The 25,692-nt window shown below is 75.4% G+C and carries 20 protein-coding genes and 1 pseudogene; 11 read left to right on the forward strand and 10 right to left on the reverse strand.

Going from position 1 to position 25,692, the window contains the following annotated elements; translation table 11 throughout:
* The first annotated feature begins 242 nt into the window (after positions 1–242).
* From CP977_RS03675 to CP977_RS03690, 4 genes are all read left to right on the forward strand, one after another.
* Complete coding sequence (locus tag CP977_RS03675; protein ID WP_152369597.1) at positions 243–1,709, forward strand: FGGY family carbohydrate kinase; 1,467 nt, start codon at positions 243–245, stop codon at positions 1,707–1,709.
* Positions 1,706–3,157, forward strand: a complete 1,452-nt coding sequence (locus tag CP977_RS03680; RefSeq protein ID WP_152369598.1) for an FAD-dependent oxidoreductase — start codon at positions 1,706–1,708, stop codon at positions 3,155–3,157. Before CP977_RS03675 ends, CP977_RS03680 begins: the two co-directional genes overlap by 4 nt.
* Positions 3,154–4,398, forward strand: a complete 1,245-nt coding sequence (locus CP977_RS03685) for an FAD-dependent oxidoreductase (RefSeq protein WP_062757447.1) — start codon at positions 3,154–3,156, stop codon at positions 4,396–4,398. Before CP977_RS03680 ends, CP977_RS03685 begins: the two co-directional genes overlap by 4 nt.
* A 103-nt stretch (positions 4,399–4,501) precedes the next feature.
* Entirely contained in the window at positions 4,502–4,747 is a 246-nt protein-coding gene (locus CP977_RS03690; RefSeq protein ID WP_062757450.1) for a hypothetical protein, read from the forward strand.
* A 115-nt stretch (positions 4,748–4,862) separates the two neighbouring features.
* Here CP977_RS03690 and CP977_RS03695 read toward each other — a convergent pair whose 3' ends face one another.
* Entirely contained in the window at positions 4,863–6,068 is a 1,206-nt protein-coding gene (locus CP977_RS03695; RefSeq protein ID WP_062759172.1) for a cytochrome P450 family protein, read from the reverse strand.
* Between the two features lie 466 nt (positions 6,069–6,534).
* Between CP977_RS03695 and CP977_RS03700 the strand changes: the two are divergent.
* Positions 6,535–7,674: pseudogene (locus tag CP977_RS03700) on the forward strand (D-alanyl-D-alanine carboxypeptidase family protein); the annotation flags it as partial.
* A gap of 476 nt (positions 7,675–8,150) precedes the next feature.
* Here CP977_RS03700 and CP977_RS03705 read toward each other — a convergent pair.
* From CP977_RS03705 to CP977_RS03715, 3 genes are all read right to left on the reverse strand, one after another.
* Entirely contained in the window at positions 8,151–10,538 is a 2,388-nt protein-coding gene (locus CP977_RS03705; RefSeq protein WP_152369600.1) for an ATP-binding cassette domain-containing protein, read from the reverse strand.
* A 205-nt stretch (positions 10,539–10,743) separates the two neighbouring features.
* Positions 10,744–10,986 carry a DUF5133 domain-containing protein gene (locus CP977_RS03710; protein WP_030213455.1) on the reverse strand — a complete coding sequence of 81 codons (243 nt, stop codon included), beginning with the start codon at positions 10,984–10,986 and terminating at the stop codon, positions 10,744–10,746.
* A gap of 145 nt (positions 10,987–11,131) precedes the next feature.
* Positions 11,132–11,992, reverse strand: a complete 861-nt coding sequence (locus CP977_RS03715; RefSeq protein WP_109186423.1) for a glutathione S-transferase C-terminal domain-containing protein — start codon at positions 11,990–11,992, stop codon at positions 11,132–11,134.
* A gap of 452 nt (positions 11,993–12,444) precedes the next feature.
* Between CP977_RS03715 and CP977_RS03720 the strand changes: the two genes are divergently transcribed.
* The 4 genes from CP977_RS03720 to CP977_RS03735 all read left to right on the forward strand — a co-directional run bounded on the left by CP977_RS03720 (position 12,445) and on the right by CP977_RS03735 (position 16,382).
* Positions 12,445–12,900 (forward strand): RrF2 family transcriptional regulator, encoded by a 456-nt coding sequence (locus tag CP977_RS03720; protein WP_062757457.1) that lies wholly within the window; start codon positions 12,445–12,447, stop codon positions 12,898–12,900.
* A gap of 223 nt (positions 12,901–13,123) precedes the next feature.
* Positions 13,124–14,503, forward strand: a complete 1,380-nt coding sequence (locus tag CP977_RS03725) for an acyl-CoA dehydrogenase family protein (protein WP_062757459.1) — start codon at positions 13,124–13,126, stop codon at positions 14,501–14,503.
* A gap of 157 nt (positions 14,504–14,660) precedes the next feature.
* The gene (locus CP977_RS03730) at positions 14,661–15,533 is read left to right on the forward strand and encodes a universal stress protein (RefSeq protein ID WP_062757461.1); all 873 of its coding nucleotides are present in this window, start codon (positions 14,661–14,663) and stop codon (positions 15,531–15,533) included.
* 138 nt (positions 15,534–15,671) lie between these two features.
* Positions 15,672–16,382 (forward strand): CAP domain-containing protein, encoded by a 711-nt coding sequence (locus tag CP977_RS03735; RefSeq protein WP_152369601.1) that lies wholly within the window; start codon positions 15,672–15,674, stop codon positions 16,380–16,382.
* A gap of 8 nt (positions 16,383–16,390) precedes the next feature.
* On the opposite strand, the gene CP977_RS35325 is transcribed toward CP977_RS03735, so the two are convergent.
* The 5 genes from CP977_RS35325 to CP977_RS03755 all read right to left on the reverse strand — a co-directional run bounded on the left by CP977_RS35325 (position 16,391) and on the right by CP977_RS03755 (position 21,903).
* Positions 16,391–16,762: a CAP domain-containing protein gene (locus CP977_RS35325; protein ID WP_341874314.1), complete on the reverse strand. Its 372-nt coding sequence runs from the start codon at positions 16,760–16,762 to the stop codon at positions 16,391–16,393.
* Positions 16,759–17,997: an RNA polymerase sigma factor gene (locus CP977_RS03740; protein WP_341874315.1), complete on the reverse strand. Its 1,239-nt coding sequence runs from the start codon at positions 17,995–17,997 to the stop codon at positions 16,759–16,761. Before CP977_RS03740 ends, CP977_RS35325 begins: the two co-directional genes overlap by 4 nt.
* Positions 17,998–18,177: 180 nt before the next feature.
* A complete protein-coding gene (locus tag CP977_RS03745) occupies positions 18,178–18,468 on the reverse strand; it encodes a hypothetical protein (RefSeq protein WP_062757467.1) in 291 nt (96 codons plus the stop codon).
* Between the two features lie 97 nt (positions 18,469–18,565).
* Entirely contained in the window at positions 18,566–20,788 is a 2,223-nt protein-coding gene (locus CP977_RS03750) for an NADP-dependent isocitrate dehydrogenase (protein WP_062759174.1), read from the reverse strand.
* Positions 20,789–20,832: 44 nt separating this feature from the next.
* Positions 20,833–21,903 (reverse strand): phosphatase PAP2 family protein, encoded by a 1,071-nt coding sequence (locus tag CP977_RS03755; RefSeq protein WP_062757469.1) that lies wholly within the window; start codon positions 21,901–21,903, stop codon positions 20,833–20,835.
* Positions 21,904–22,050: 147 nt separating this feature from the next.
* Between CP977_RS03755 and CP977_RS03760 the strand changes: the two genes are divergently transcribed.
* Positions 22,051–22,296 carry a hypothetical protein gene (locus tag CP977_RS03760; RefSeq protein ID WP_062757471.1) on the forward strand — a complete coding sequence of 82 codons (246 nt, stop codon included), beginning with the start codon at positions 22,051–22,053 and terminating at the stop codon, positions 22,294–22,296.
* Positions 22,297–22,306: 10 nt separating this feature from the next.
* On the opposite strand, the gene CP977_RS03765 is transcribed toward CP977_RS03760, so the two are convergent.
* A complete protein-coding gene (locus tag CP977_RS03765; RefSeq protein ID WP_152369602.1) occupies positions 22,307–23,344 on the reverse strand; it encodes a LacI family DNA-binding transcriptional regulator in 1,038 nt (345 codons plus the stop codon).
* A gap of 442 nt (positions 23,345–23,786) precedes the next feature.
* On the opposite strand from CP977_RS03765, the gene CP977_RS03770 reads away from it, so the two are divergent.
* Entirely contained in the window at positions 23,787–25,592 is a 1,806-nt protein-coding gene (locus CP977_RS03770; protein WP_109186426.1) for a VanW family protein, read from the forward strand.
* Positions 25,593–25,692 lie beyond the last annotated feature (100 nt).

Consider the following 25,692-nt stretch of genomic DNA (forward strand, 5'->3'; position numbering starts at 1 on the left):
CCTCGGGGGGTGTCCCGCCCGTTGATCGGCGATCACTATAGAGCGCTCTGGACTCGACCGGTCCACTTTCTTTTTCTACGGCAACTATTAAGCCAACGACTGAATTTGACTTACTGTCAGGTACGGCGGCGGACCTGACGGGGTCGCCCGGCGAGGCTTGACGCGACCCTCCGGCGGCGGCACCCTGACCCTTTTCGGTGACCGGACGGTCACCGAACGGGACCACGGACGGGAGCGGCAGGATGACGGGCGGCCCGGTACTCGCCGTCGATCAGGGCACGTCGGGCACGAAGGCCCTCGTCCTCTGTCCGGAGCGCGGCGTCCTCGGCAGCGGTACGGCGCCGGTCCGGCCCCGGTACCTGCCGGGCGGCCTGGTCGAGGTCGACCCGCGCGAGCTGTACGACTCCGTGGTCGCCGCGGGACGGGCGGCGCTCGCCGACGCGGGCGTCCCGGTCGTGGCCGTGGGCCTCGCCAACCAGGGCGAGACCGTGCTCGCCTGGGACCCCGCCACCGGTGAACCGCTCACCGACGCGCTCGTCTGGCAGGACCGCAGGGCCGCCGGAATCTGCGCGGAACTCGCCCCACACGCGGAGGAGTTGCGCCGACTGACCGGCCTCCCGGTGGACCCGTACTTCGCCGCGCCGAAGATGGCCTGGATCCGCCGCCACGCCACCGGCGCGGGCGCCGTCACCACCAGCGACGCCTGGCTCGCGCACCGGCTCACCGGCGCCTTCGTCACCGACGCGGCGACCGCCGGGCGCACCGGACTCCTCGACCTCGACACGGTCGCCTGGTCGCGGACCGCCCGCGACCGGTACGGACTCGGCGACGAGCCGCTGCCCCGGGTGGTGGACTGCGACGAGCCGGTGGGCACCACGAGCGCCTTCGGTCCGCCGCTCCCCCTCACCGGCCTCCTGGTGGACCAGCAGGCGGCGCTGCTCGCGCAGAGCGCCGACGACCCGGCCGCCGCCAAGTGCACGTACGGCACGGGGGCGTTCCTGCTCGCGCGGACCGGCTCCGAGCCGCTGCGGGCCGCCTCGGGCCTGGTGAGCTGTGTCGCCTGGCGGCTCGGCGGGCGCGTCACCCACTGCCTGGACGGCCAGGTGTACACGGTGGCCTCGGCCGTCCGCTGGCTCACCGACCTCGGGGTGATCTCCGGGGCCGGGGAGCTGGACGCGGTCGGCGGCGCCGTCCCGGACAGCGGGGGCGTCGCGTTCGTCCCCGCGTTCGCGGGGCTCGCCGCGCCCTGGTGGCGGGGGGACGTGCGCGGCTCGCTCACCGGCCTCGGCCTGGACACCGGCCCCGGGCACCTGGTCCGGGCCCTGTGCGAGGGCATCGCCGCCCAGGTCGTGGAGCTGGCCTCGGCCGCGGCGGCGGACCGGGGCGCGCCGCTGACCTCGCTGCGCGCCGACGGCGGCCTGACCCGGAGCGCGCTGCTCATGCAGACCCAGGCCGACCTGCTGCAACGGCCCGTCGAGGTCTCCGCCCTGCCCGACGCCACGGCCCTCGGGGTCGGCGCGGTCGCCCGCCTGGGCCGCTTCCCGGGGCTCGCGCTCCGGGAGGCCGTACCGGAGTGGAAGCCGTCGGCGGTGTACGAGCCCCGGATCTCCGCCGACGAGGCGAGGACGCGCCTCGCGCGGTTCCGCGCGGAGGTCGCGGCGCTGCTGGAGCGGCCGGGTGCGACGGCGGCCGACGGCGGGGCGGTGTGAGGACCTCCGGGGAGGTCACCCGGTCGGGGCCGCTCCCGGACGGCGAGGGCGCCGCGTACGACGTCGTGGTCGTCGGCGCCGGGGTCGTCGGGACCGCGATCGCCCGCGCGCTAGCCCGCCACCCGCTGCGGGTCGCCCTCGTGGAGGCCGCGAACGACGTGGGCGACGGCACCTCGAAGGCCAACACCGCGATTCTGCACACCGGTTTCGACGCCGTGCCCGGCACCCTGGAGGCGCGGCTCGTCCGCGAGGGCCACCGGCTGCTCACCGCGTACGCGCGGGAGACCGGCATCCCCGTGGAACCGCTCGGCGCCCTGCTCGTCGCCCGGGACGAGGGACAGCTCGCCGCGCTCCCCCGCCTCGCCGAGAAGGCCGGACGCAACGGCCACCACGGCACCCGGATCATCGACGCCGACGAACTGGCCGCACGTGAGACCCACTTGGGGCCCGGGGCGCTCGCCGCGCTCGACGTGCCGGGCGAGTCGATCGTCTGCCCGTGGACGACCGTCCTCGCGTACGCCACGCAGGCCGTCCGCTCCGGGGTGGACCTGCACCTGAACTGCCGGGTGGAGGGGGTTCGGCCGGGCACCCCGCACCACCGGCTCGCCACCCGGCGCGGCACGCTCCGGACCCGCCTCCTCGTCAACGCCTGCGGGCTGTACGCCGACGCCTTCGACGCCCTGGTCGGGCGCGAGGACTTCACCGTCACCCCGCGCCGGGGCCAGCTGCTCGTCTTCGACAAGTTCGCCCGCGACCTGGTCCGGCACATCCTGCTCCCCGTGCCCGGACCGCTCGGCAAGGGCGTGCTCGTCTCCCCCACCGTGTACGGGAACGTCATGCTCGGGCCCACCGCCGAGGACCTGGACGACAAGACGGCGACCGGCACCACGGCCGAGGGGATCGCCGGCCTCCTCGAACAGGGCGGCCGGGTCCTGCCCGCGCTGCTCGACGAGGAGGTCACCGCCGTCTACGCGGGGCTGCGGGCCGCCACCGGACAGGAGGACTACCGCATCGCCGCGCACCCCGCCCTGCGGTACGTGACGGTGGGCGGGATCCGCTCCACCGGACTCAGCGCCTCCCTGGCGATCGCCGAGCACGTGCTCGGCCTCCTGGCCGACTGCGGGCTCGACCCGGGACCGGAACGGCCGCTCGCCCCGGTCCGCATGCCGAACCTCGGGGAGGTCTTCCCCCGGCCGTACCGGGACGCCGGACTCATCGCCCGCGACCCCGACTTCGGGGCGATCGTCTGCCACTGCGAGCGGGTCACCCGGGGCGAGATCCGGGCCGCGCTCGCCTCCACGATCCCGCCGGGCGGCCTCGACGGGCTGCGGCGCAGGACCCGCGCCCGGGGCGGCCGCTGCCAGGGGAACTTCTGCGGCGCGGAGGTCCGGGCGCTGTTCGAGGAGGCACGGCCCCCGACGGAGCAGAACGGAGGAGGAGGCCGGTGAACCGTACGGTCGACGTGCTCGTCGTGGGCGCGGGGCCCGCGGGTCTCGCCGCCGCCACCCGGCTCGCGGCGGCGGGCGCGGGCCGCGTCGAGGTCCTGGAGCGGGAGCCGGCCGCGGGCGGGGTCCCGCGCCACTGCGCGCGCCCGGGGTTCGGCGCGGACGCGCGGGGACGGCCCCTGGACGGGCCGGGCCACGCGCGGCGCGCGGTGCGGGAGGCGCTGCGGGCCGGGGCCGTCGTCCGCACCGGCGCCTCGGCCACGGGCTGGGCCGGGCCGCTCGCCCTGGACGTCACCTCCCCGGCTGGGCTCGAACGGATCGGGGCGCGGGCGGTGGTCCTCGCCACCGGTGCGCGCGAACGGCCCCGCAGCGCCCGGCTCCTCCCGGGGACACGGCCCGCCGGAGTGCTGACCACGGGCGAACTCCAGCGGACGGTCGCGCTGTTCGGGGGGCGGAAGAGGAACGCGGGACGGGAGTACGTGGGACGGCGGGCGGTGGTCGTCGGCGGCGATCCGGTGGCCCGGAGCGCGGTGCGGACGCTGCGCTCGGCCGGGGTGGAGGTGGCGGCGGTCGTCACCGAACTCCCTTACGCGGCCGTCTCCTTCGGGTCCGTGCCGCTGCTCACCGGCACCGTCGTGACGAAGCTGCTCGGGCGCGGGCGACCGACCGGGGTCGCGGTCCGGGGGCGGGACGGCCGGGCGTCCGTCCTGCGGTGCGACACGGTGGTCCTCACCGGCGACTGGATCCCGGACCACGAGCTCGCCCGTGCCCGCGGGCTGCCGCTCGCGCCGGGCACGCGGGGCCCGGTGACGGACGGCGCCTTCCGCACCGCCGCTCCCGGGGTCTTCGCGGCCGGCAACCTGCTGCACGGCGGGGAACCGGCCGCGGTGGCCGCCGCCGAGGGGCGGGCGGCGGCCGACGCGGTACTCGACCACCTCCGCGACGGCCATTCCGGCGGCACGTCCCGGTCCGTCGGCACGGTGCCGGTCACGGCGGTGGGGCCGCTGCGGTGGGTGGCGCCCGGCCTTCTCGGCCCGGAGGCCGGGCCCCTGCTCGTACGGGCGGAAAGCCGTCTCGTACGGCCGGTCCTGACCGTCTCGCAGGACGGCGCGCGGCTGCGGCGGGAACGACTGCCCGCCACGCTCGTGCCGTGGCGTTCCGTACGGCTCGGGCCCGGCTGGACGCGGGGAGTGGACCCGGCCGGCGGGCCCGTGACGGTCGGGGCGGAGGGGTGGGAGGAGTAGGAGGGGCTACGGAGGCGTGAGGCGTCGGCGGGCGGGGCTGAACCGGATTGTCAGAGGCGTGCGAGAGGGTGGTGGGAGCCGAACTGTCGAGAGGGAGCCCGACATGACCACGATCACCGCCGACGAGCGCGCGGCGGCCCAGGCGTACCTGCGGCTGCTCGAATCCACCCGGGCCGTGCTGGCCGATCCGCGGCTCGTGCCGTACGCGGGAGCGATGCTCACCCGTCCGATGGCGGAGGCCGACGAGGCGCTCCGCGCGGCCGGCCTCGCCGGGAACGAGGACCGGCTGCTGCGCGTCGTCTCCACCCTGCGGACCCCTTCCCCGACGGCCTGGGGGTGGACGGGCTGAGGACTTCGCCGGGCGGCCCGGCGCCGCGAGGGGAGGTCAGCGGGCCGACGCCGCACCGGAAGGCCGGCGGGCCGGTGCCGTGCCGGGGGGCCGGCGGTCCGGTCGGACCGGAAGGTCAGCGGGCCGGTCGGACCGGGAGCTCGCGGACGCTGTTGCCGACGAAGCCGGCGTGGCGGACCAGGTCCTCCTCCGGGACGGCCAGGTCCAGGTCGGGGAAGCGGGTGAAGAGCGCTTCCAGGGCGGTCGTGGCCTCCAGGCGGGCGAGCGGGGCGCCCAGGCAGTAGTGGGGGCCGTGGCCGAGGGAGAGGTGCTTCGCCGTCGCGGTGCGGGTGATGTCGAAGCGGTCGGCGTCCGGGCCGTGGGCCTCCGTGTCGCGGCCCGCCGCCGAGTACCCGGCCAGGACGGGGGTGCCCCGGGGGATGAGGGTGCCGTCGACGGTGAGGTCGCGGGTCGGGTAGCGGAACGGGAAGTAGCTGACCGGGCTGTCCCAGCGCAGGGTCTCCTCCACCACGTCCGCCCAGGTCGCGCGGCCCTCGACCACCAGGGCGAGCTGGTCGCGGTGGGCGCAGAGGGCCCGGACGGCGTTGGTGATCAGGTTCAGGGTGGTCTCGTGGCCCGCGACGATCATCAGGAGCAGCGTGCCGATCAGCTCGGGCCCGGTGAGCCGGTCGCCGTCCTCGCCGTGGGCGGCGATGAGGGCGCTGGTGAGGTCGTCGCCGGGGGCGGCGGCCCTGGCGGTGACGATGGAGGCCAGGAGTTCGACGAGTTCCCGGTTGGCGGCGACGGCCCGCGCGGGCTCGGTGTCGGTGGCGACGACCAGGCCGGAGAGGTGGTGCAGCCGGTCCTGGTGGGCCGGGTCCACGCCGAGCAGTTCGCAGATGACGCCGAGCGGCAGCGGCAGCGCGTAGTGCCGGCGCAGGTCGGCGACGCCGTCGCCGGCCGCGGCGGCCCCGGCGAGTCCGTCGAGGAGTCCGGCGGTGACCGCTTCGACGCGCGGCCGGAGCTCCTCGACCCGGCGGGCGGTGAAGGCGCTGCTGACCAGGGTGCGCAGCCGTCGGTGGTCGGCGCCGTCCGCGGTGGTCATGCCGGGGACGGTGGCGAAGGTCCGCAGCGGCCAGCCGTCGGGTATGCGGCCCTCGGCGAGGGCGGTGAAGTGCCGGGCGCCCTTGGCGACGTCGGGGTGGGAGAGGAACTCGCGCAGCGCGCCGTGGCCCAGGACCGCCATGCCCTCGACCTCGCCGGGCAGGACCACCGGGGTCACGGCGCCCCCGGCGAGCAGCCGCGCGTTGTCCGCGTGCGGGCAGCCGCCCGCCGGGTCCATGCGGTGGGGCGCCCGGCCGGCGGGGGCGGTGGAGTGCGGCGCGTTCGCGGTGGACGCGGTAGGGGAGGCGTTCGCGGTGTCGGCGGGGTTCTCGGTACGGGCGGCGTTCTCGGGACGGGCGGTGTTCACGGAGGGAACTCCTGTCTGCGGAGACGGGCCGGTGCGGCACGCGAGTGGTCGGATCCTACGGTCAACGCCGTTGCCCACGTACGGGATTGACCGGCACGGCGTCCCGTCCGGCCGGGCGGTCGGCCGGGGCGACGGCACGACGGGGGACGGGGGCTCCCGTACGGAACGGGGTTGCTCCGGTACGGGTGTGAGGGCGCGTCACCCGTGCCCCCCGGGCGTCCGGTGGCGGGCCGGAACCACCCGGTCGGCTCACGACGCGCCGCCGTACGCCACACCCGCTCCCCCGGTCGGCGCACTTCGATCTGCGGGTTCTTCACCTCATCCCTACGGTGGCCGAATGATCGTCACGTCAGCTGTCCGTCACGCTGCCGCCGGTTCCGCGGCCCTGCTGTTCGTGCTGCCCGTTCCGGCGGCCGTCGCCTCCCCCGCCCCCACGGCCCCGTCCGTCTCCTCCGTCTCGTTCGGTTCCCCGGCCTCCGCCCTCGGGGAACCCACCCCGCCCGCGCGCGGGCACGTCGACCCGGCCCGGCTCGACCGGCGGGGCGTGCAGGTGCAGCCGCTGGCGGGCGCGCCCCGGCTGCCCTCGGCCTCCGCGCTGTCGTGGGTGGTCGCGGACGCCTCCACGGGCGAGGTGCTGGCCGCCCGGGACGCGCACCGGAAGCTGCCGCCGGCCAGCACGCTCAAGGCGCTGTTCGCCCTCACCGCGCTCCCCCACCACGATCCTTCCGAGCAGCACACCGTGGCCGATTCCGAGCTGACCGGCATCGGGGCGGGCAGCAGCCTGGTGGGGATCAAGGAGGGGTACACGTACAAGGTCTCGGACCTGTGGAACGGCGTCTTCCTCAGCTCCGGGAACGACGCGGTGCACGTGCTCGCCGCGATGAACGGCGGCTGGGACGCGATGGCCCGGAAGATGCAGGAGAAGGCCCGCTCCCTGGGCGCGAACGACACCCACGTGGTCTCCCCGGACGGCTACGACGCGCCGGGGCAGGTGTCCTCCGCGTACGACCTGGCGGTCTTCGGGCGGGCCGGGCTCCAGGACCCCGCGTTCACCCGGTACTGCTCGACGCGGTACGCGGACTTCCCGGCGGGCTCGTGGTCGTACGGCATCGCCAACACCAACCGGCTCCTGACCGGCGAGAACGGGGTGGAGCGCTACCCGGGGCTCATCGGCATCAAGAACGGCTACACGAGCAACGCGGGCAACACGCTGGTCTCCGCGGCCAAGCGGGACGGCCGGACCCTCGTCGTGTCGGTGATGAACCCCCAGGAGGGCGGCGGGTACGCCGTGTACGAGGAGGCGCGGTCGCTGCTCGACTGGGGCTTCGAGGCGGCGGAGCACGTCCGGCCGGTGGGTTCGCTGCTGCCGGAGCGCGCGAAGGCCGAGGCGGACACCCGTGCCGTGGCGGCGGCCCGTGACGGACGGGACGGGGCCGCGGCGGCGCCCCGGGCGGAGGCGGCGGGGGCCGAGCCCGCCAAGGAGGCCCGGCCCGGGGACGCCCCCGCGAAGGACGCCCCGGCGAAGGGCACTTCCGCCGAGGGCGCTTCCGAGAATTCCGGGAAGCCCGAGAAGGGCGAGAAGGACGCCCCGGTCCGGAGCGCTCCGGCGTCGGGCTCTCCCGAGAAGGACGCCGCCGCACCGGGTGCGTCGGGACCGGACGGTCCCGCGCGGGACGCCGTGGCCGAGGGTGCCCCCGGAACGGCCTCCCTCGGGAAGGACGCCTCTCCCGCGGCGGCGCCCTCGGGCGCGTCGGCCGGGCTCCCGCTGGGCCTGATCGGCGCGGCCTGCGCGGCGGCGCTCGGACTGTGGGGGTGGCGGCGCCGGGCGGGCGCCGACACCGGCGACTCCGTACAGGAGTAGACGTCCGTACCGGAGCGGGCATCCGCACCGGGGCAAGCAGGAGCGCGGGGCGCGGGGCCGTACGCCCCACCCCCGGCCCCCGATCCCTTCGGTCAGGCGCCGACGTACTCCGCGAGGTGCTCCCCCGTGAGGGTGGAGCGGGCGGCGACCAGGTCGGCGGGGGTGCCCTCGAAGACGATCCGGCCGCCGTCGTGACCGGCGCCGGGGCCGAGGTCGATGATCCAGTCGGCGTGCGCCATGACCGCCTGGTGGTGCTCCACGACGATGACGGACTTGCCGGAGTCCACGAGCCGGTCGAGCAGGCCGAGGAGCTGCTCGACGTCGGCGAGGTGGAGCCCGGTGGTCGGCTCGTCCAGGACGTAGATCCCGCCCTTCTCGCCCATGTGGGTGGCGAGCTTGAGCCGCTGCCGCTCGCCGCCGGAGAGCGTGGTGAGCGGCTGGCCGAGGGTCAGGTAGCCGAGGCCGACGTCGGTGAGCCGGGCGAGGATCCGCCGCGCGGCCGGGGTGGCGGCCTCGCCGGAGGCGAAGAACTCCTCGGCCTCGGTCACGGACATCGCGAGGACCTCGCTGATGTCCCGGCCGCCGAGGAGGTATTCGAGCACCGCGGCCTGGAACCGCTTGCCCTCGCAGTCCTCGCAGGTGGAGGAGGTGCCGGCCATCATGCCGAGGTCGGTGTAGATGACGCCGGCGCCGTTGCAGGTGGGGCAGGCGCCCTCGGAGTTGGCGCTGAAGAGGGCCGGCTTGACGCCGTTGGCCTTGGCGAAGGCCTTGCGGATCGGGTCGAGCAGGCCGGTGTACGTGGCGGGGTTGCTGCGCCGGGAGCCGCGGATCGGGCTCTGGTCGACGGAGACCACCTCCTCGCCGGCGGGGAGCGAGCCGTGGACGAGGGAGCTCTTGCCGGAGCCGGCGACGCCGGTGACGACGGTGAGGACCCCGAGGGGGATGTCCACGTCGACGTCGCGCAGGTTGTGCGCGGACGCGCCGCGGATCTCCAGGGCCCCGGTGGGCTCGCGCACCGCGTCCTTGAGGGCGGCGCGGTCGTCCAGGTGGCGGCCGGTGACGGTGCCGGAGGCCCGCAGGCCCTCGACGGTGCCCTCGAAGCAGACGGTGCCGCCGGCCGTGCCGGCGCCGGGGCCGAGGTCCACGACGTGATCGGCGATGGCGATCGCCTCGGGCTTGTGCTCGACGACGAGGACCGTGTTCCCCTTGTCGCGCAGCTGGAGCAGGAGGTCGTTCATCCGCCGGATGTCGTGGGGGTGCAGGCCGACGGTGGGCTCGTCGAACACGTAGGTGACGTCGGTGAGCGAGGAGCCGAGGTGACGGATCATCTTGACGCGCTGCGCCTCACCGCCCGAGAGGGTGCCCGCCGGGCGGTCGAGGGAGAGGTAGCCGAGGCCGATCTCCACGAACGAGTCGAGGGTCAGCTGGAGCGCGGTGAGCAGCGGGGCCACCGAGGGCTCGTCCAGGTCTCGGACCCAGGCGGCCAGGTCGCTGATCTGCATCGCGCAGGCGTCGGCGATGCTGACCTTCCCGATCTTCGAGGCGCGGGCGCCCTCGGCGAGCCGGGTGCCGTCGCACTCGGGGCAGGTGGTGAAGGTGACGGCCCGCTCCACGAACGCCCGGATGTGGGGCTGCATGCCCTCCTTGTCCTTGGCCAGGAAGGACTTCTGGATGCGGGGGATCAGACCTTCGTAGGTCATGTTGATGCCCGCGATCTTCATCCGGGTCGGCTCGTGGTGGAGGAAGGCGTCCAGTTCCTTCTTCGTGTACGAGCGGATCGGCTTGGCCGGGTCGACGAGGCCGGAGTCGGTGTAGAGGCGGTAGTTCCAGCCGCCGGTGGTGTAGCCGGGGATGGTGAGCGCGCCCTCGTCCAGGGACTTGGAGTCGTCGTAGAGCTGGGTGAGGTCGATGTCGGAGACCGTGCCCCGGCCCTCGCAGCGCGTACACATGCCGCCGGTGCGCTCGAAGGTGGCCTTCACGGCCTTCTTGGCGCCCTTCTCGACGGTGATCGCGCCGCTCGCCCGTACGGAGGGGACGTTGAAGGAGTACGCGCTCGGCGGCCCGATGTGGGGCTTGCCGAGCCGGCTGAAGAGGATGCGGAGCATCGCGTTGGCGTCGGTGGCGGTGCCGACCGTGGAGCGCGGGTCGGCGCCGAGGCGCTGCTGGTCCACGATGATCGCGGTGGTGAGGCCTTCGAGGACGTCCACCTCGGGCCGGGACAGGGTCGGCATGAAGCCCTGGACGAAGGAGCTGTAGGTCTCGTTGATCAGCCGCTGCGACTCGGCGGCGACCGTGTCGAAGACGAGGGAGCTCTTGCCCGAGCCCGAGACGCCGGTGAAGACCGTGAGGCGGCGCTTCGGGATCTCGATGCTGACGTCCTTGAGGTTGTTCTCGCGCGCGCCGTGCACACGGATCAGGTCGTGCCGGTCGGCAGCGTGCGGGGCGGACGTCTGCTCGTCCGACCTGGGGGCCTTGCTCATCGTGTCTCCAGCTGTCGCGCGGGGCCGAAAGGGTGGTCCATCGCGTCCGGTCCCCGGATCCGGTCCTCGAATCCGATCCTCGAGGCGGGCCGCGATGCCCATGGCTGTCACGCTAATGGGGGACACGGTGTCGGCGCTTCTCGATTCCTGATCTCCTCCGGCGGTACGCGCCGCGTCAGTGCGCAGCGGTCCGGGGCCGGGAGGATCATGCCCCGGGCAGGCCCTCCAGGGCCGGCCGGGCCGGGGCGCGGTTCCCGGTCACGTACCGTTCGGCGGCGCGGACCGCCGCGCGGGCGCTGCGCTCCCCCATCAGGACGCAGAGGGTGTACGCCGTGTCCTCGAAGCGCCGGCGGGCCGACAGGTCGCACGGCCGGGCGAGCACGGTCCGCTCCTGGGCGCGGTAGTGCCGGAGCAACCGGTCGACCGTGTTCCTGTCGGGCAGCAGCATGGCGTCCTCCTGTTCCTGCGTCGCTCCATACTGGCGGCCGTCGGCCACACCCGCGACCCGCGCGGACACGGTGGGTGACCGCGGGGGAGGACGCGGAGGTGCCGGGGTCCGGGGAGTGTGCCCCCCGGACCCCGTTCCCGGGCCGTCAGCGCGGGGCGGCCGACCAGTCGACGATGCGGATGCCCGCGCCCGCCGCCTCACGGCCCCGGCAGTGGGAGCGGTGGCGGCGCAGGACGGCGTCGATGTCGAGGTGGCGGGCGAACTCGGGCCGCACGGCCAGGCGTTGGGCGTACGCCCAGAGGGCCGGGTGGTCGGCGACCCGGTCCATGGCGGCGGCGTCCAGGTGCCAGCGGTGGACGGTGTCGAGCTGGACGAGGGTGACCCAGACGTGCACGTCGGCGAGGGTCGGCCCGTCGCCGAGGACGTACGGCCGGTGGGCGAGGCGGCGCTCCAGGGAGTCGAGCGCGGCGAAGAGGACGCCGAGGGGTTCGTGGTGGGCGGCCCCGTCGTCCAGTCCGAGTTCGCCGGCCCGCTGGGCGGCCCGGTTGACGTTCCGCTCGCACAGGTCGGCCACGGCGTCGGTCTCGGCGCGGTGTTCCTCCGGCAGCAGGTCGGGGCCGTCGCCGCGGAAGCGCAGGGCGAGGTCCCGGAGGATGTCGGGGACGTGGGTGGTGACGATGCGGCCGGTCCAGCCGTCGCTGAGGACGGGCGCGGAGGCGGGACCGTCGTACAGGTGGGCGCTGGCCTCGTACAGCGGGCGGAGGGCCGCGTATCCGCCGTCGGGCGCGTCGGGGGTGTCGGGCAGGACCGCGAGCGGGAGGGTGTCGTCGAGTCCGAGCAGGCCGTGGACGAGGGCGATGCCCAGACAGCCGGGACTCGACGGGGCGACGTGGAGGCGGTAGCGGTGCGGTACGGCGTAGTGGCCGCTGCGCACGTCGCGGCCGATGCGGCCGCGGAAGGCCGGCGCGGCGGAGGCGGGCAGCAGCGAGGACGGGACGACGGACATGCTTCTCCCTCGGGGATGCTCGGTGCCGGGCCGGGCGGCGCGCGGCGGCGCCGGTCGCGGCGGCGCGGCGACGGGGCCGGCCGGACGGGGCCGGATCGGCGGAGATGCGTACAGGAGGAGGCGGGCGGACCGCGGCGAAAGGGGCCCGGCGGGCGGAGGCGCGTACCGGCCGCCCGGGAGACGGCGGCGACTACGCGGCGCTGCAGACCCGCAGCAGGTCGATGTGGCGGCGGGACGTCAGGGGCAGGGAGCGCGGGAGGAGCGCGGCGGATGCGGTGTCCCTCCGGCCGGTGCGTCCCATGGTTTCCTACCCGTTCGCTCGGTTTTCCCGTCCCTGAGTGTCCGACCGGTCACGGGCGGCGTCAAGGGTGCGGTACGGCTCGTCTCACGGCGCGGTACGGCGCGCCCCACGGGCGCGCGGATCCGTCACGACCGTACGGAATAATGCGCGCATGCGCATTTCAGCCAGGGCCGACTACGCGGTGCGTGCCGCCCTCCAGCTCGCCGCCGCCCGGGACGCGGGCCCGCTGAAGGCCGAGGCCATCGCGGAGGACCAGGGCATCTCGCACAAGTTCCTGGAGAGCATCCTCGGGGACATGCGCAAGGGCGGCCTGGTGCAGAGCCAGCGCGGCGGCAACGGCGGGTACTGGCTGGCCAGGCCCGCCGAGACGATCTCGGTCGCGGAGGTCATCCGCTGCGTGGACGGCCCGCTGGTCTCGGTGCGCGGGGAGCGGCCGCCGGAGCTGTCGTACACGGGCCCGGCCGAGTCGCTCCTGACGTTGTGGATCGCGCTCCGGGCGGGAGTCCGCGAGGTCCTTGGGGTCTCGCTCGCGGAGGTGGCGGCGGCGGAGCTGCCGGCCGGGATCGTCGCGCTCGCCGACGACCCGGAGGCCTGGACCAATCCCTGATCCGCCCCCGAACCACCCCCGCCCCCTCCCTGATCCACCTCTGCCCCGCCCCTGCCCCGCCCCGACCGGCCGGGTCAACCCCTCACGACCTGCGGCGACTTGGCCCCGTCTCGAGAATCAAGACGACGCTGTCCAATCTGCGGACGCCCCTTGGGGAGGAGCGATCACCTCTGCCACTATCCCTACTATTCCAGTGGGAATACTAGGGATCATGTGAGGTGACGTGAGTACGCCGAGGAAATCGCCGAAGAGACCAGCTGTACGCACCGCCTCCGCCCCGGCCGGACGGGCCGTCGACCGGCCCGCCGACGACGAGATCTGGCCCCGCGTCACCCGGGAGCTCGCCGACGACCTCGCCGTGGACGCCCTGACGAGGGACCGGGCCGGCAAGGCCCCCTTCGACGAGGTCGCCCGGCTCCAGGAGGCGGGACTGCCCGCCCTCCTCACGGCGCCGGGGCCGTCCCGGCGGGGCGCCGACTGGCGGGCCGCGTGCGCGGTCGTACGGGAGATCTCCGCCGCCGACAGCTCCGTGGGCGAACTCCTCGCCCACCACTACGCGCTGTCCTGGAGCAGCCGCTTCTTCGGCCCCGCGCACGAGGCGCCCGCCCCCCGCGCCTCGTCCGCCCCGGAGGCCCCGGGCGCCGCCCGCCGCCCGCTCGCCCTCGACGTGTGTACGGCCGAGGAGCGCTGGCTGCTCGCCGGGGGCGTCGAACCGCCGCGCCCCGCGACCGGCCCCGGCCTCGTGCTCACCCCCGCCGAGGGCAGCGGCGGCGGCTGGATCCTCGACGGGCGCCGCGCCTTCGCGTCCGGCGTCACGGTGGCCGACCGGCTCGTCGTCGGCGCGCGCCCCGGCGGCACCGGCGACCTGCTGGTCGTCCTGGTGGACCCGGCCCACCCGGGGGTGTTCACCGACGCGGGCACGGACCGGGTCGGGCAGCGCCTGGCCGGCGCGGGCACCGTCACCTTCGATCACGTCCCCGTACCGTCCGAGCACGTCCTCGGCGTCCTCCCGCACGACGAGCACGCCGTCGCCCCGTTCACCACCCTCGCCCCGCTCGCCCTGCGGCTGCTCCTCACCCAGGTCGGCCTCGGCATCGCCGAGGGGGCGCTGGCCGAGGCCCGGGACATCAGCCGCGCCGACCAGGCCGGGCCGGCGCCGGCCGGCGGCGCGGACGGCCCGGCGACCGCGGACGGCACCGCCCCGGCCGGGGCCGGGGACGACCCGTACCTCCTCCTCGCCTACGGGGAGCTGGCGACCGCCGCGCACGCCGCCGCCGCGGTGGTGGAGCGGGCGACGGACGCCCTCGCCCGCGGTCTGCACGCCGAGTGGTCGCTGACCCCGGAGGAGCGCGCCGACATCTCCGTCCTCGTGGCGGCGGCCGAGACCGTCACCGGCCGGGCGGCCGTCCACATCACCACCCGCATCCTCGAACTGGTCGACGGCACCGCCGGTGCCGACTCCCGGGCCGGCGGGCCGGGGTTCGACCGCTTCTGGCGCAACGCCCGCGCGCTCACCGCCCCGACGCGGGCGGACCACCGGCTCCGGGACATCGGCGACCACTATCTCAACGGCACCCACGCCCGGCTCACCCTGCTGGCCTGAGCCGGACCGCCGTCACGCTCCCGTCACGCGCCCGTCACAGCGGAAAACAGCATGTCGGGACGTATGACCCTGCCACCGGGCGGCCGTTGGGCCCAAGCTGGAGGGGAGAGGGTCCGCCGGCCGGCGGGCCCGACACCGCACCGACGGAGGCATTCTGATGAGTCGTGAGATCGTCGCAGGGGTGGACGGTTCCCCGGAGAGTCTCGCCGCGGCGGACTGGGCCGCCCGCGAGGCCCTGCACCGGGGCCTCCCGCTACGGCTCGCGCACGCCTGGCGCTGGGAGCCCCTCGACCTCCCGCTGGTCCAGGACCCCGAGGCCCAGGGGCGGGCCGCGCACGCGGTCCTGCGCGAGGCCGAGGAGGAGATCGCCCGCCGGCACCCGGACCTGGAGCTCTCGGCCGAGGTCCTGCCCGACACCCCGGTCGCCGCGCTGCTCGGCACCGAGGAGCGGGCCGAGATGCTCGTCATCGGCTCGCGCGGCCACGGCCCCGTGGCCGGGTTCCTGCTCGGCTCGTACGGGCAGCAGATCATCGCCGGCGCCACCCGCCCCGTGGTGGCCGTCCGGTCCCGCGACGGCGAAGGGGCCGAACCGCCCGCCGGATACGTGCTCGTGGGCCAGCTCGGCACCCCGGAGGACAGCGCCGCCGCCCTCGGCTTCGCCTTCGCGACCGCCGCCGCGCGCGGGGCGTCCGTGCGGGCCGTGCGGGCGTGGAGCCTGCCGGCCCTCTACGCGTACAGCCCGGCCTCGATGCGGCTCGCCGACGAGGCCGGCGGGCTCGTCCCGTACGAGGAGAAGGCGCTGCGCGAAGCCCTCGACCCCTGGCGGGAGAAGTACCCGGACGTCCGGGTCGAGGAGCACGTCGAACTGGGCAGCGCGGGCCAGGTCCTGCTCTCCCAGTCGGGGGCCGCGCAGCTCCTGGTGGTCGGGCGGCGGGCCAAGCGCGGGGCCGTCGGACCGCGGATCGGCTCCGTGGCGCACGCGGCCCTCCATCTGGCTCCCTGCCCGGTGGCGGTCGTCCCGCAGGGCTGAAACGCTTCGACGTGAGCCGACGCGCCGGGTTGACGCGGGGTGTCGGGGCGGCCGGGGTCGGAAAGGGTTGTCACCGTCGCCCCGGCGTCCCTCCCCGGCGCCGGCCGTCCGGCGACCCCGGCGAGAGAGCGGAGCCCCATGCGGTACCACGTCCGTCCCCGACCCTCCGACCGGCCCGCCCGGCCCCCACGGGCGGCCGGGCGGCACCGCCCGGCCTTCCGCACGGCCGTCGCCGTCACGGGAACGGCGGCCGTAGCGCTCGCGGTGGCGGCGGGGACGTACCTCGCCTCGACGGCCGGCGGCCCGGCGTCCGCCGTCTCCCCCGCGCCCGTGACCGTGCCCGTCCCCGTCCCCGTCCCCGTACGGGTGGACCCGGAGGTCCGGCCGGAGCAGGCGCGGGCGCAGTTGTCGGAGCGGCGGCCCGTCCTGGTCCCCGGGGGCGGGACGGCCGCCGCCCGGAAGAGCGAGCGGTTCGTCAAGGAGGTCGTCGCCCTGACCAACACCGAGCGCACGCGGGCCGGTTGCCGGCCGCTCAGGGCCGACAAGCACCTGCGGGCGGCGGCCCAGGGACACGCCGCCGACATGGCCGCCCGCGGCTACTACGAGCACATGAGCCCCGAGGGCCGGGACGGGGGCGACCGGATGAAGGGCGCCGGTTACGCGTGGTCGACCTGGGCGGAGAACATCCACCGCGGGCCGAAGACCCCGGCGCGGGCCGTGGCGGACTGGATGGGGAGCTCGGGCCACCGGGCGAACATCCTCAACTGCTCGCTCAAGGACATCGGCGTCGGAGTGGCCGTGACCTCCAACGGCCCCTGGTGGGTGCAGAACTTCGGCGCCAAGCGCTGATCCGGCCGTCATCCCCGCCCGGGCGCGGCCAGCTTCTGCACCCAGACCGTGCCCCGGGGGCCGGGCACCGACGCCACGCCGGTGTCCCGGTAGCGGCAGTCGAGCATGTTCTCCTCGTGCATCGAGCCGTCCCGCCAGTCCTCGACGACGGTCTCCGGGCCGGTCGCGCCCCTGGCCAGGTTCTCGGCCCAGGCGCTCCAGGAGTAGCCCGCGGCGGTGATCCGCGCGTCCGCGAAGTCGCCCTCCGGGCTGCTGTGCCCGTAGTAGCCCCGCGCGACCATGTCGCGGGCGTACGCGCGGGCCGCGGCGACGAGCCGGGGGTCGGTGCGCAGCGGGGCGCAGCCGGCCTCCGTCCGGAGCCGGTTGACGAGGGCGGTCACCCGCTCCCCGGGGGTGGGCGGCGGCGGGGCGGGGTGGTGGGGCGGGGCGTCGGGGTGGTGGTCGTCGGCGCGGGGGCGGCGGTGGTGGGCGGCGGTGCCGGGGACGTGGTGGCCGGGGCGGGGGTGGTCGGGGGCGCGGCGACGGGCTTCTCGGGCCGCACGCGCGCCTCCGGTTCGGAGGGTACGAGGAGGGCGGCGGCCCCGAGCACGGCGACGGCGGCGACCCCGGCGAGGACCGTCCCGCGCCCGGGAGCCCACCGCCCGGCGGCCTCTCCCCCGCCGCCGGGACCGGCGGCGGGTCCGTCCCCGTGCACGCCGGGTCCTCCGGCAGGAGCGCTCCCGGTCGCCCCCTCCGGTCCGTTCCCGGGCCCGGCGGGCCCCGTGTCCGGGCCGCTGCCGGAAGCGGCGGGCTCCCCGTACGCCGCGGGTTCCGGGTCCGGGCCGTCCGCCGTCACGGCGGCGAGGCCGAGCGGGGGGACGAGGCCGATGCCGACCAGCAGGCCCTCGACGGGGGCGAGGCCGCCGCGGCCCGTCGCCCGGGACGTACAGGCGTCGCAGGCGCGCAGGTGACGGGCGATCCGCTTGCGCCAGAGCGGGGACGGCCGGCCGTCCCAGGGGGCGAGGATCTCCGTCAGCTCAGGGCACGGCGGCAGGGCGTCCAGGGCGCGGACCACCGCCCGGCCGGTCTCCAGGCGCTCCTTCATGCGCTGGACCCGCACGGCGGCGTGCTGCGGGGGGACGCCGAGGCCCTCGGCGAGTTCGGCGCGGGTCAGCTCGCCCGCGGCCTCCAGCCACCACAGGGCGAGGAGTTCGCGGTCGTCCCCGTCGAGCCAGCGGGTGGCACGGGCGACGTCGCGGCGCTGCCCGGAGAGGCCGAGGCGGAGGATGGTCAGCTCGGTGAAGTCGCCGGCCGGGTCGGCGAGGTCGGCGGCCCGGTCGAGGCCGGGCACGGGAGCCTGCCGGCGCTCGTGCCAGCGGCGCCGTATCCCGTTCATCGCGATGGCGACGAGCCAGGACCGGAACCTGGCGGGGTCCCGGAGGCCGCTCAGACCGTCCAGGGCGCGGACCATCGTCTCCTGGACGATGTCGTCCGTGTCGGCGTGGCCGTCGAGGGCGCGGCCCACGACGTTGTGGACGAGCGGCAGGTAGGCGCGGACCAGCTCGTCCCTGGCGTGGACGTCACCGGCCCTGGCCGCCTCCACAAGGGCGGTGGTGCGGCGCTCGTCGCTGTGCATGGATCTGCTCCCTCGTCCCGGGTCCGTGTCCCCCGTCTTCCGGAGACCCGTGGGCGCGGGAGGGATAACACTTCTCGCGGTACCGGATACGTGTCGTGCTCGGGTTTTCGTGGTGCTCGGGTGTTCGCGGTGTCCGGGCGCTCGTGGTGTCCGGGTGCTCGCGGCACCGGGGCGCCGGCCCTACACCAGGGGTCCGGGGAGCGTCGGGACCGTGGCCCCGTTCCCCTCCCGGACCGCCTCCACGACGGCGTCGTGGAGATCGCGGCTCTCCTCCTCGGTTGCGCAGGGGACGGGACTGCCCGACATGGTGAACCAGTCGGACGCGCCGCTGTACTGCACGGCCACACGTGCTTCGCGCTCGGTCCAGGTGGTGTGCACGGTCAGATCGCCCGTGACGGTCCCGGCCTCGTCGGTCAGCACCCCACCTCGCCCGGTGTAGACACCGGTGGTCGTCCAAGATGCCCAACTCATCCATCCAGGTTCACACCCGGATGCCGTATGCGCCACCGACGGGACCGCCCCGGCCGGAGGAGTTTCCGGCCGGGGCGGTACGGGGCCGCGCGCCGGATCAGGCGAGGGACGCGAGGGCCTCGTTGAGGGTGGCGGACGGGCGCATCACGGCCGCGGCCTTGGCCGGGTCGGGCTGGTAGTAGCCGCCGATCTCGGCCGGGGAGCCCTGGACGGCGATCAGCTCGTCGACGATCTTCCGCTCGTTGGCCGCGAGGTTCTCGGCGAACGGGGCGAAGGCCTTGGCGAGGTCGGCGTCCTCGGTCTGGGCGGCCAGCTCCTGGGCCCAGTACAGGGCCAGGTAGAAGTGGCTGCCGCGGTTGTCGATACCACCGAGGCGGCGGGTCGGCGACTTGTCCTCGTTGAGGAAGGTGCCGGTGGCGCGGTCGAGGGTGTCGGCGAGGACCTGGGCGCGGGTGTTGCCCGTGGTGGTCGCGAGGTGCTCGAAGGAGGCGGCCAGGGCGAAGAACTCGCCGAGGCTGTCCCAGCGGAGGTAGTTCTCCTTGACGAGCTGCTGGACGTGCTTCGGGGCGGAGCCGCCGGCTCCGGTCTCGAAGAGGCCGCCGCCCGCCATCAGCGGGACGACCGACAGCATCTTGGCGCTGGTGCCCAGCTCCAGGATGGGGAAGAGGTCGGTCAGGTAGTCGCGCAGGACGTTGCCGGTGACCGAGATGGTGTTCTCGCCGCGGCGGATGCGCTCCAGGGAGAACTTCGTGGCCTCGACCGGGGACAGGACGCGGATGTCCAGGCCCTCGGTGTCGTGCTGCGGCAGGTACTGCTCGACCTTGGCGATCAGCTGCGCGTCGTGGGCGCGCTCGGCGTCCAGCCAGAAGACGGCCGGGTCGCCGGTGGCGCGGGCGCGGGTGACGGCGAGCTTGACCCAGTCCTGGATGGGCAGGTCCTTGGTCTGGCAGGCGCGGAAGATGTCGCCCTCGGCGACCTCCTGCTCCAGGACGGTCTCGCCCGCGGAGTTCACCAGGCGGACGGTGCCGGCCCGGGCGATCTCGAAGGTCTTGTCGTGGGAGCCGTACTCCTCGGCCTTCTGCGCCATGAGGCCGACGTTGGGTACGGAGCCCATGGTCGACGGGTCGAAGGCGCCGTGGGCGCGGCAGTCCTCGATGACGGCCTGGTAGACGCCGGAGTAGCTGTGGTCCGGCAGGACGGCGAGGGTGTCGGCCTCCTGGCCGTCCGGGCCCCACATGTGGCCGGAGGTGCGGATCATGGCCGGCATCGAGGCGTCGACGATGACGTCGGACGGCACGTGCAGGTTGGTGATGCCCTTGTCGGAGTCGACCATCGCGAGGGCGGGGCCCTCGGCGAGCTCGGCCTCGAAGGAGGCCTTGATCTCGGCGCCCAGCTCCGGGAGGCCGTCGAGGCCGTTGAGGATCGAGCCGAGGCCGTCGTTCGGGGAGAGGCCGGCGGTGGCGAGGGCCTCGCCGTACTTGGCGAAGGTGGCCGGGAAGAAGGCGCGGACGACGTGGCCGAAGACGATGGGGTCGGAGACCTTCATCATGGTGGCCTTGAGGTGCACGGAGAAGAGCACGCCCTCGGCCTTGGCGCGGGCGACCTGCTCGCTCAGGAAGGTGCGCAGGGCGGCGGCGCGCATGACGGCGGCGTCGACGACCTCGCCGGCGACGACCTTCAGCGGCTCGCGGAGCTCGCTGACGGTGCCGTCGGCGGCGGTGAACTCGAAGCGGAGGGTGTCGTCCTCGGCGATGACGACGGACTTCTCCGTGGAGGCGAAGTCGTTCTCGCCCATGGTGGCGACGTTGGTCTTGGACTCGGGGGTCCAGGCGCCCATGCGGTGCGGGTGGGCCTTGGCGTAGTTCTTCACCGAGGCCGGCGCGCGGCGGTCGGAGTTGCCCTCGCGCAGGACCGGGTTGACGGCCGAGCCCTTGATCTTGTCGTAGCGGGCGCGGATCTCGCGCTCCTCGTCGGTCTTCGGGTCGTCCGGGTAGGCCGGGAGGGCGTAGCCCTGGGCCTGGAGCTCGGCAATGGCCGCCTTGAGCTGCGGGATGGACGCCGAGACGTTCGGCAGCTTGATGATGTTGGCCTGGGGGGTCTTGGCCAGCTCGCCGAGCTCGGAGAGGGCGTCGGCGATGCGCTGGCCCTCCTCCAGGTACTCGGGGAAGACGGCGATGATGCGGCCCGCGAGGGAGATGTCCCGCGTCTCGACCGTGACTCCGGCCTGCGAGGCGTACGCCTGGATCACGGGCAGGAACGAGTAGGTCGCCAGGGCAGGCGCCTCGTCGGTGTGGGTGTAGATGATGGTCGAGTCAGTCACCAGGGTGCTCCGCTCCACGTCTGCGTATGCGAGATTGCTCGACATCAAGATATCTCGTGATCGAGGTCCTCGGTAAAGGGCCCCACGAGCTCCTCGTCCTCCGGGGCCCCGGCGGCCTCGGCGAAGGGACCGCCGAGCCGGTACGGGGGCGGGGGGCCGTCCACGTCGACGTGGCGGAGCAGGAGCAGCAGGACGATTCCGGCGGTGGCGGTCACGCCGGCGGCGAGGGCCTGGCCGCAGCGGTGGGCGAGCCTGAGCTCGGCCGGGTCGTAGGGGGCCGTGGCGGGCAGGGCGAGGGTGTCGCCGAGGAGCCAGATCCCGGCGGCGAGGCCGCCGGCCGCGACGAGGACCAGCGGGAGGAGCACCAGGAGGGCCGCCGGGGCGGGCAGGCGCCGGGGGGCGGGGCGCACCTCGCCCTTGCGGGCGCGGAGGGCGAGGATGCCGCAGAAGACGGCGAGGACGAGGAGGGCGGCGGCGATGACGTCGCCGGGCCGGTGCCGGCCGTCGGCGACGGTGTACGCGCCGACGGCGGCGGCCCAGAGGGTGGCGGCGCCGACGGCGGGGGCGCGCAGCCGGTGGGGGACGACGAGGGCCAGGCCGAGGGCGACGCCCAGGGCGAGGGCGGTCTGGGCGCTGGGGAAGCCGCTGGGCAGGAGGGCGCCGGTGCCGGTGAGGCGGGGGCGCGGGGCGTACAGCCGGAGCAGTCCGGTGAGGGCGAGGGCGGTGACGACTCCGCCGGCGGCGAGGCCGGTGAGGACGTACCGCCTGCCTATGAGGCCGACGGCGAGGAGGAGGACGCAGCCGAGGACCAGGGAGAGGGTGGTGAGCCCGGCGAGGGAGGGGTGGTCGCGGAGCAGGGCGGCGGCCGCGGTGTCGGCGCGGCGGCCGGTCGTGGCGGCGTCGCCCCAGCGGCGGCCGGTCGCGGTGAGGACGAGTCCCGCGTAGACGACCGTGAGCAGGAGGACGGCCCCGAGGCAGCCGCGCCGGGCGCGGGTGCGGACGCGGGTGGTGAACGAGCCGGCGGCCTCGCCCGCCACGGCGGCGTACCACCAGGTGTCACCGGCCCTGAGCGGCCTCGGGGAGCCGCCGGTGCGGGGCCTGTCGTTGGAAGCCATGCCCCGATTCGACCCCAGGCCCGGCCGCCCCGCCCGCTGGGCTCGTCCGAACGACACGCCGGGATCCGGATCTCGCGGGGAACCGGGCGGGCGGTCCGCGCGTCTGCCCCGGAGACCGTACGCACGCTCCGGGGGGAGACGTCTCACATGTCGATGCCGCGCAAGATCGGAATCGGTCTGCTGGTCCTGATCGCGTTCGGGTTCCTGGCCCCGAACGGCTGGTACGTCCTGGGAGCGATCGTGGTCGCCCTGGTGATCGCGGGGTTCGTGGCCTTCGAGGCGATGAGCGACTCGCACCGCTCCCACCGCCCCGACGGCCGCCGGTTCCGCCCGGGCCGGGGCGGGGACGGCCGCTGGGTCATCCACGACGAGGACAGGGGTCCCCGCGCCTGACGGGAGCCGGTCAGGAGGAGGCGCGGATCACCAGTTCGGTGGGGAGCATGCGGCGGGGCTGGTCGTCGGGGGCGCTGGGGGAGGCGATCTCCTGGAGGAGCAGGCGCGCCATGGCGCGGCCCATCTCCTCGATGGGCTGGCGGACGCTGGTGAGCGGCGGGTCCATGTGCCGGGCGACGGCCGAGTCGTCGACGCCGACGAGGGCGACGTCCTCGGGGACCCGGCGGCCCGCCTCGCGCAGGACGGCCCGCGCGCCCGCCGCCATCACGTCGGAGGCGGCGAAGACGGCGTCCAGGGCGGGCCGCCGGTCCAGGAGTTCCCGCATGGCCCGGCGGCCGCCCTCCTCGGTGAAGTCGCCGTTCGCGACGAGTGCTTCGTCGGCCGGGAGCCCCGCCTCGGCGAGGCCCTCGCGGTAGCCGTCGAGGCGGCAGCGGGCGACGTGCATGTCGAGCGGTCCGGTGATGGTGGCGACGGCGCGCCGGCCGCGGGCGGCGAGGTGGGCGACGGCGGTCCGGCCGGCGCCGGTGTTGTCGGAGTCGACGAAGGCGACGCTCTCCTCCCGCGAGCGGCGGCCGTTGAGGACGGCGGGCAGGCCGAGGGCGCGGACCTGGTCGGGCAGCGGGTCGTCGCCGTGCACGGAGACGAGCAGGACGCCGTCCACGCGCTGGGCGGCGAGGTACTGCTCGAAGCGCTGCCGCTCCTGTTCGCTGCGGATCAGGGTGAGGAGCAACTGTTTGTCGGCGTCGGCGAGTTCACCGCTGACGCCGCGGATGATGTCGAGGAAGTACGGCTCGGAGAAGAGCCTCGCCTCGGTCTCGGGAATGACCAGGGCGACGGCGTCGGTGCGGCTGCCGGCGAGGGCGCGGGCGGCCCGGTTGGGGACGTAGCCGAGCTCGGCGACGGCTTGTTCGACGGCGGCCTTGGCCTGTTCGCTCACCTTCGGGGAGCCGTTGATGACCCGGGAGACCGTGCCGCGGCCGACTCCGGCCCGCGCGGCGACCTCCTCCAGGGTGGGCCTGCCGGTCTGCCGCCCGCTCGCCGCCGCCATGTGCCGCTCCTCCCCCTCGGGCCGCCGCCCCGCCCGCGTCACCCCGCCTGCGTCGCCCGCGAACCTACCAGGCGGGCCGCCGGGCGGGGCGGGGCGCTCCCGGGGCGCGCCGGAAGGCCCGGAGCCCGGCCCGAACCCCCGCCCCCGCCCCCGCCCCGCCTCCTCCGAACCCCGGTCCGGGCCTCCGTTCCGCCCCCTCCCGGCCCTTTCCGAGCCCCGGCCCGGGCCCTGCTCGAATCGCGGCCGGCACCGGCCCGGAACCCGCTCCGGGCCCCGCCCCGGAGCGCGCCGCCGGGGCCGCCGGGAGGTCCGGGGGCCACTTTCCGTACCCCTTTCGCCGCCCTCCGCATTGCCGCAGGTCAAACCGGCCTTATGTGCATAAGACACTCTTTCGGCGTACCGTCATGGGGTTCCCTTCCCCATCGACGCCCCGGGAGAGCGTGTGCCCCGCTCCACGACCGACCACGACCCGACGCCCCGCGAGGGGCGCCGTCCGCGTCTCCGGACGGCCGCGATCGCGACAGGCGTGGTCGCGGTGGCCGCCGGCGGCCTGTACGGTGCGGGCCTGCTCGCCACCGGGGACGACATATCCGCCGGCACCCGGGTCGCCGGCATAGACATCGGCGGCATGAGCCGCTCCCAGGCAGAGGCGAGACTCGCCGCCGAGGCCCCGGCCGAGTGGAAGGCGCCGATCCCCGTGCGGATCGGCGACCTCGCCTCGACCGTGGACCCGGCCGCCGCCGGGCTGAGCGTGGACGTGGCGAAGACCGCCGCGCTGGCGGCCGACCCCTCCCGCGACCCGGTCACCGTCGTCCGGCGCCTCTTCTCCTCCGGCGAGCGCGAGATCCGGCCGGTCTTCGCGTACGACGAGGCCAGGGCGAAGGCCACCGTCGCCGACCTGGCGAAGCGGAACGACCGCGCGGTCCGCGAGGGCTCCGTCGCCTTCCGCGACGGCAAGGCCGTCGCCACCCAGCCGGTCACGGGCCGGAAACTGGACACCGGCCGGGCCGTGGAGTCCCTGCGCGCGGCCTACCCGGCCGCCACGGGCGCCGCGCCGGTCGCCCTCCCCGTCGCCCTGACCCAGCCGAAGCTGCCCGCCGCCGAGGTGAACCGCTTCCTCGACGCGTACGCGAAGCCCGCCCTCTCCGGCCCCGTGACGCTCACGGCGGGGGACCAGCGCCTGCGGATCTCCCCGGCCACGCTGGGCGACCACCTCATCGTGAAGAACGACGGCGGGCGCCTCAGCGGGAACCTCGACGCGGACGCGCTGCTGCGCGACCCGGACGTGGCGCGGCAGGTCGCCTCCCTGACGAACGCGCCGACGCAGTCGACCCTCGGCGTGCGCGACGGCAAGGTCGTCGTGGAGTCGGAGGGCCGGCCCGGCCACGAGGTGACCGCGAAGGCCCTCGGCGACGCCGTCCGCCCGCTGCTCACGAAGACCGGCGACGCGGCCCGTACGGCCCCGGTGGCCACCAAGGTCACGCGGCCCGACCTGACCTCCGACTCGCTGGCCCGCCTCGGCATCACCGAGCAGATGTCGTCGTTCACCGTGAACTTCCCCTCGGCCCCGTACCGGACGACGAACATCGGCCGGGCCGCCGAGCTGATCGACGGCTCGCTCGTGCAGCCCGGCGCGGTGTGGAGCTTCAACAAGACGGTCGGCGAGCGCACCCCGGACAACGGCTTCGTCGACGGCACGATGATCCTCGACGGCCAGTACCGGTCCGCGCCCGGCGGCGGCGTGTCCGCCATGGCCACCACCGTCTTCAACGCCATGTTCTTCGCCGGGGTGAAGCCCGTCGAGTACGGCGCCCACTCCTTCTACATCGAGCGCTACCCGGCCGGCCGCGAGGCGACCGTCGCCTGGGGCAGCCTGGACCTGAAGTTCCTCAACGACACGGGCAAGCCGATCTACATCAAGGCGAGCGCGACGGACTCCTCGGTCACCGTGAGCTTCCTCGGGACGAAGAAGTACGACTCGGTGGAGGCGGTCTCCGGCCCGCGCACCGACCTCACGCAGCCGACGAAGCGCGAGGGCACCGGCAAGGCCTGCGTGCCGCAGCCCCCGCTGGAGGGCTTCGACGTCTCGGTGGACCGGGTGTTCAAGAACGGCGGCGCCGAGGTCAAGCGGGAGACCTTCAAGACCCACTACACCCCGCGCGACGAGGTGACCTGCACGGCGGACGGCGGGGAGAGCGCGGAGAAGGTCCCGGCGAAGACCCCGCAGCAGATCGCCGACGGGCACTGACGCGCACGGCCGGAAGGGTGTCTTCCCCTCCGGTCCGGGCATGACTTCGGAGCGCGGCCCGCAGGGGCCCGCCGGGAACGCCCCCGGACACCGCGAGCCG

This window comes from Streptomyces cinereoruber, from assembly GCF_009299385.1.
Taxonomy (GTDB): Bacteria; Actinomycetota; Actinomycetes; order Streptomycetales; family Streptomycetaceae; genus Streptomyces; species Streptomyces bikiniensis.

What these genes read in the sequence shown, in the direction of transcription:
- CP977_RS03675 (WP_152369597.1), top strand. Translation starts at nt 243, where the DNA reads ATGACGGGCGGCCCGGTACTCGCCGTCGATCAGGGCACGTCGGGCACG.
- CP977_RS03690 (WP_062757450.1), top strand. Translation starts at nt 4,502, where the DNA reads ATGACCACGATCACCGCCGACGAGCGCGCGGCGGCCCAGGCGTACCTG.
- CP977_RS03695 (WP_062759172.1), bottom strand. Translation starts at nt 6,068, where the DNA reads ATGGACCCGGCGGGCGGCTGCCCGCACGCGGACAACGCGCGGCTGCTC.
- CP977_RS03705 (WP_152369600.1), bottom strand. Translation starts at nt 10,538, where the DNA reads ATGAGCAAGGCCCCCAGGTCGGACGAGCAGACGTCCGCCCCGCACGCT.
- CP977_RS03710 (WP_030213455.1), bottom strand. Translation starts at nt 10,986, where the DNA reads ATGCTGCTGCCCGACAGGAACACGGTCGACCGGTTGCTCCGGCACTAC.
- CP977_RS03715 (WP_109186423.1), bottom strand. Translation starts at nt 11,992, where the DNA reads ATGTCCGTCGTCCCGTCCTCGCTGCTGCCCGCCTCCGCCGCGCCGGCC.
- CP977_RS03720 (WP_062757457.1), top strand. Translation starts at nt 12,445, where the DNA reads ATGCGCATTTCAGCCAGGGCCGACTACGCGGTGCGTGCCGCCCTCCAG.
- CP977_RS03730 (WP_062757461.1), top strand. Translation starts at nt 14,661, where the DNA reads ATGAGTCGTGAGATCGTCGCAGGGGTGGACGGTTCCCCGGAGAGTCTC.
- CP977_RS03735 (WP_152369601.1), top strand. Translation starts at nt 15,672, where the DNA reads ATGCGGTACCACGTCCGTCCCCGACCCTCCGACCGGCCCGCCCGGCCC.
- CP977_RS03740 (WP_341874315.1), bottom strand. Translation starts at nt 17,997, where the DNA reads ATGCACAGCGACGAGCGCCGCACCACCGCCCTTGTGGAGGCGGCCAGG.
- CP977_RS03745 (WP_062757467.1), bottom strand. Translation starts at nt 18,468, where the DNA reads ATGAGTTGGGCATCTTGGACGACCACCGGTGTCTACACCGGGCGAGGT.
- CP977_RS03755 (WP_062757469.1), bottom strand. Translation starts at nt 21,903, where the DNA reads ATGGCTTCCAACGACAGGCCCCGCACCGGCGGCTCCCCGAGGCCGCTC.
- CP977_RS03760 (WP_062757471.1), top strand. Translation starts at nt 22,051, where the DNA reads ATGTCGATGCCGCGCAAGATCGGAATCGGTCTGCTGGTCCTGATCGCG.
- CP977_RS03765 (WP_152369602.1), bottom strand. Translation starts at nt 23,344, where the DNA reads ATGGCGGCGGCGAGCGGGCGGCAGACCGGCAGGCCCACCCTGGAGGAG.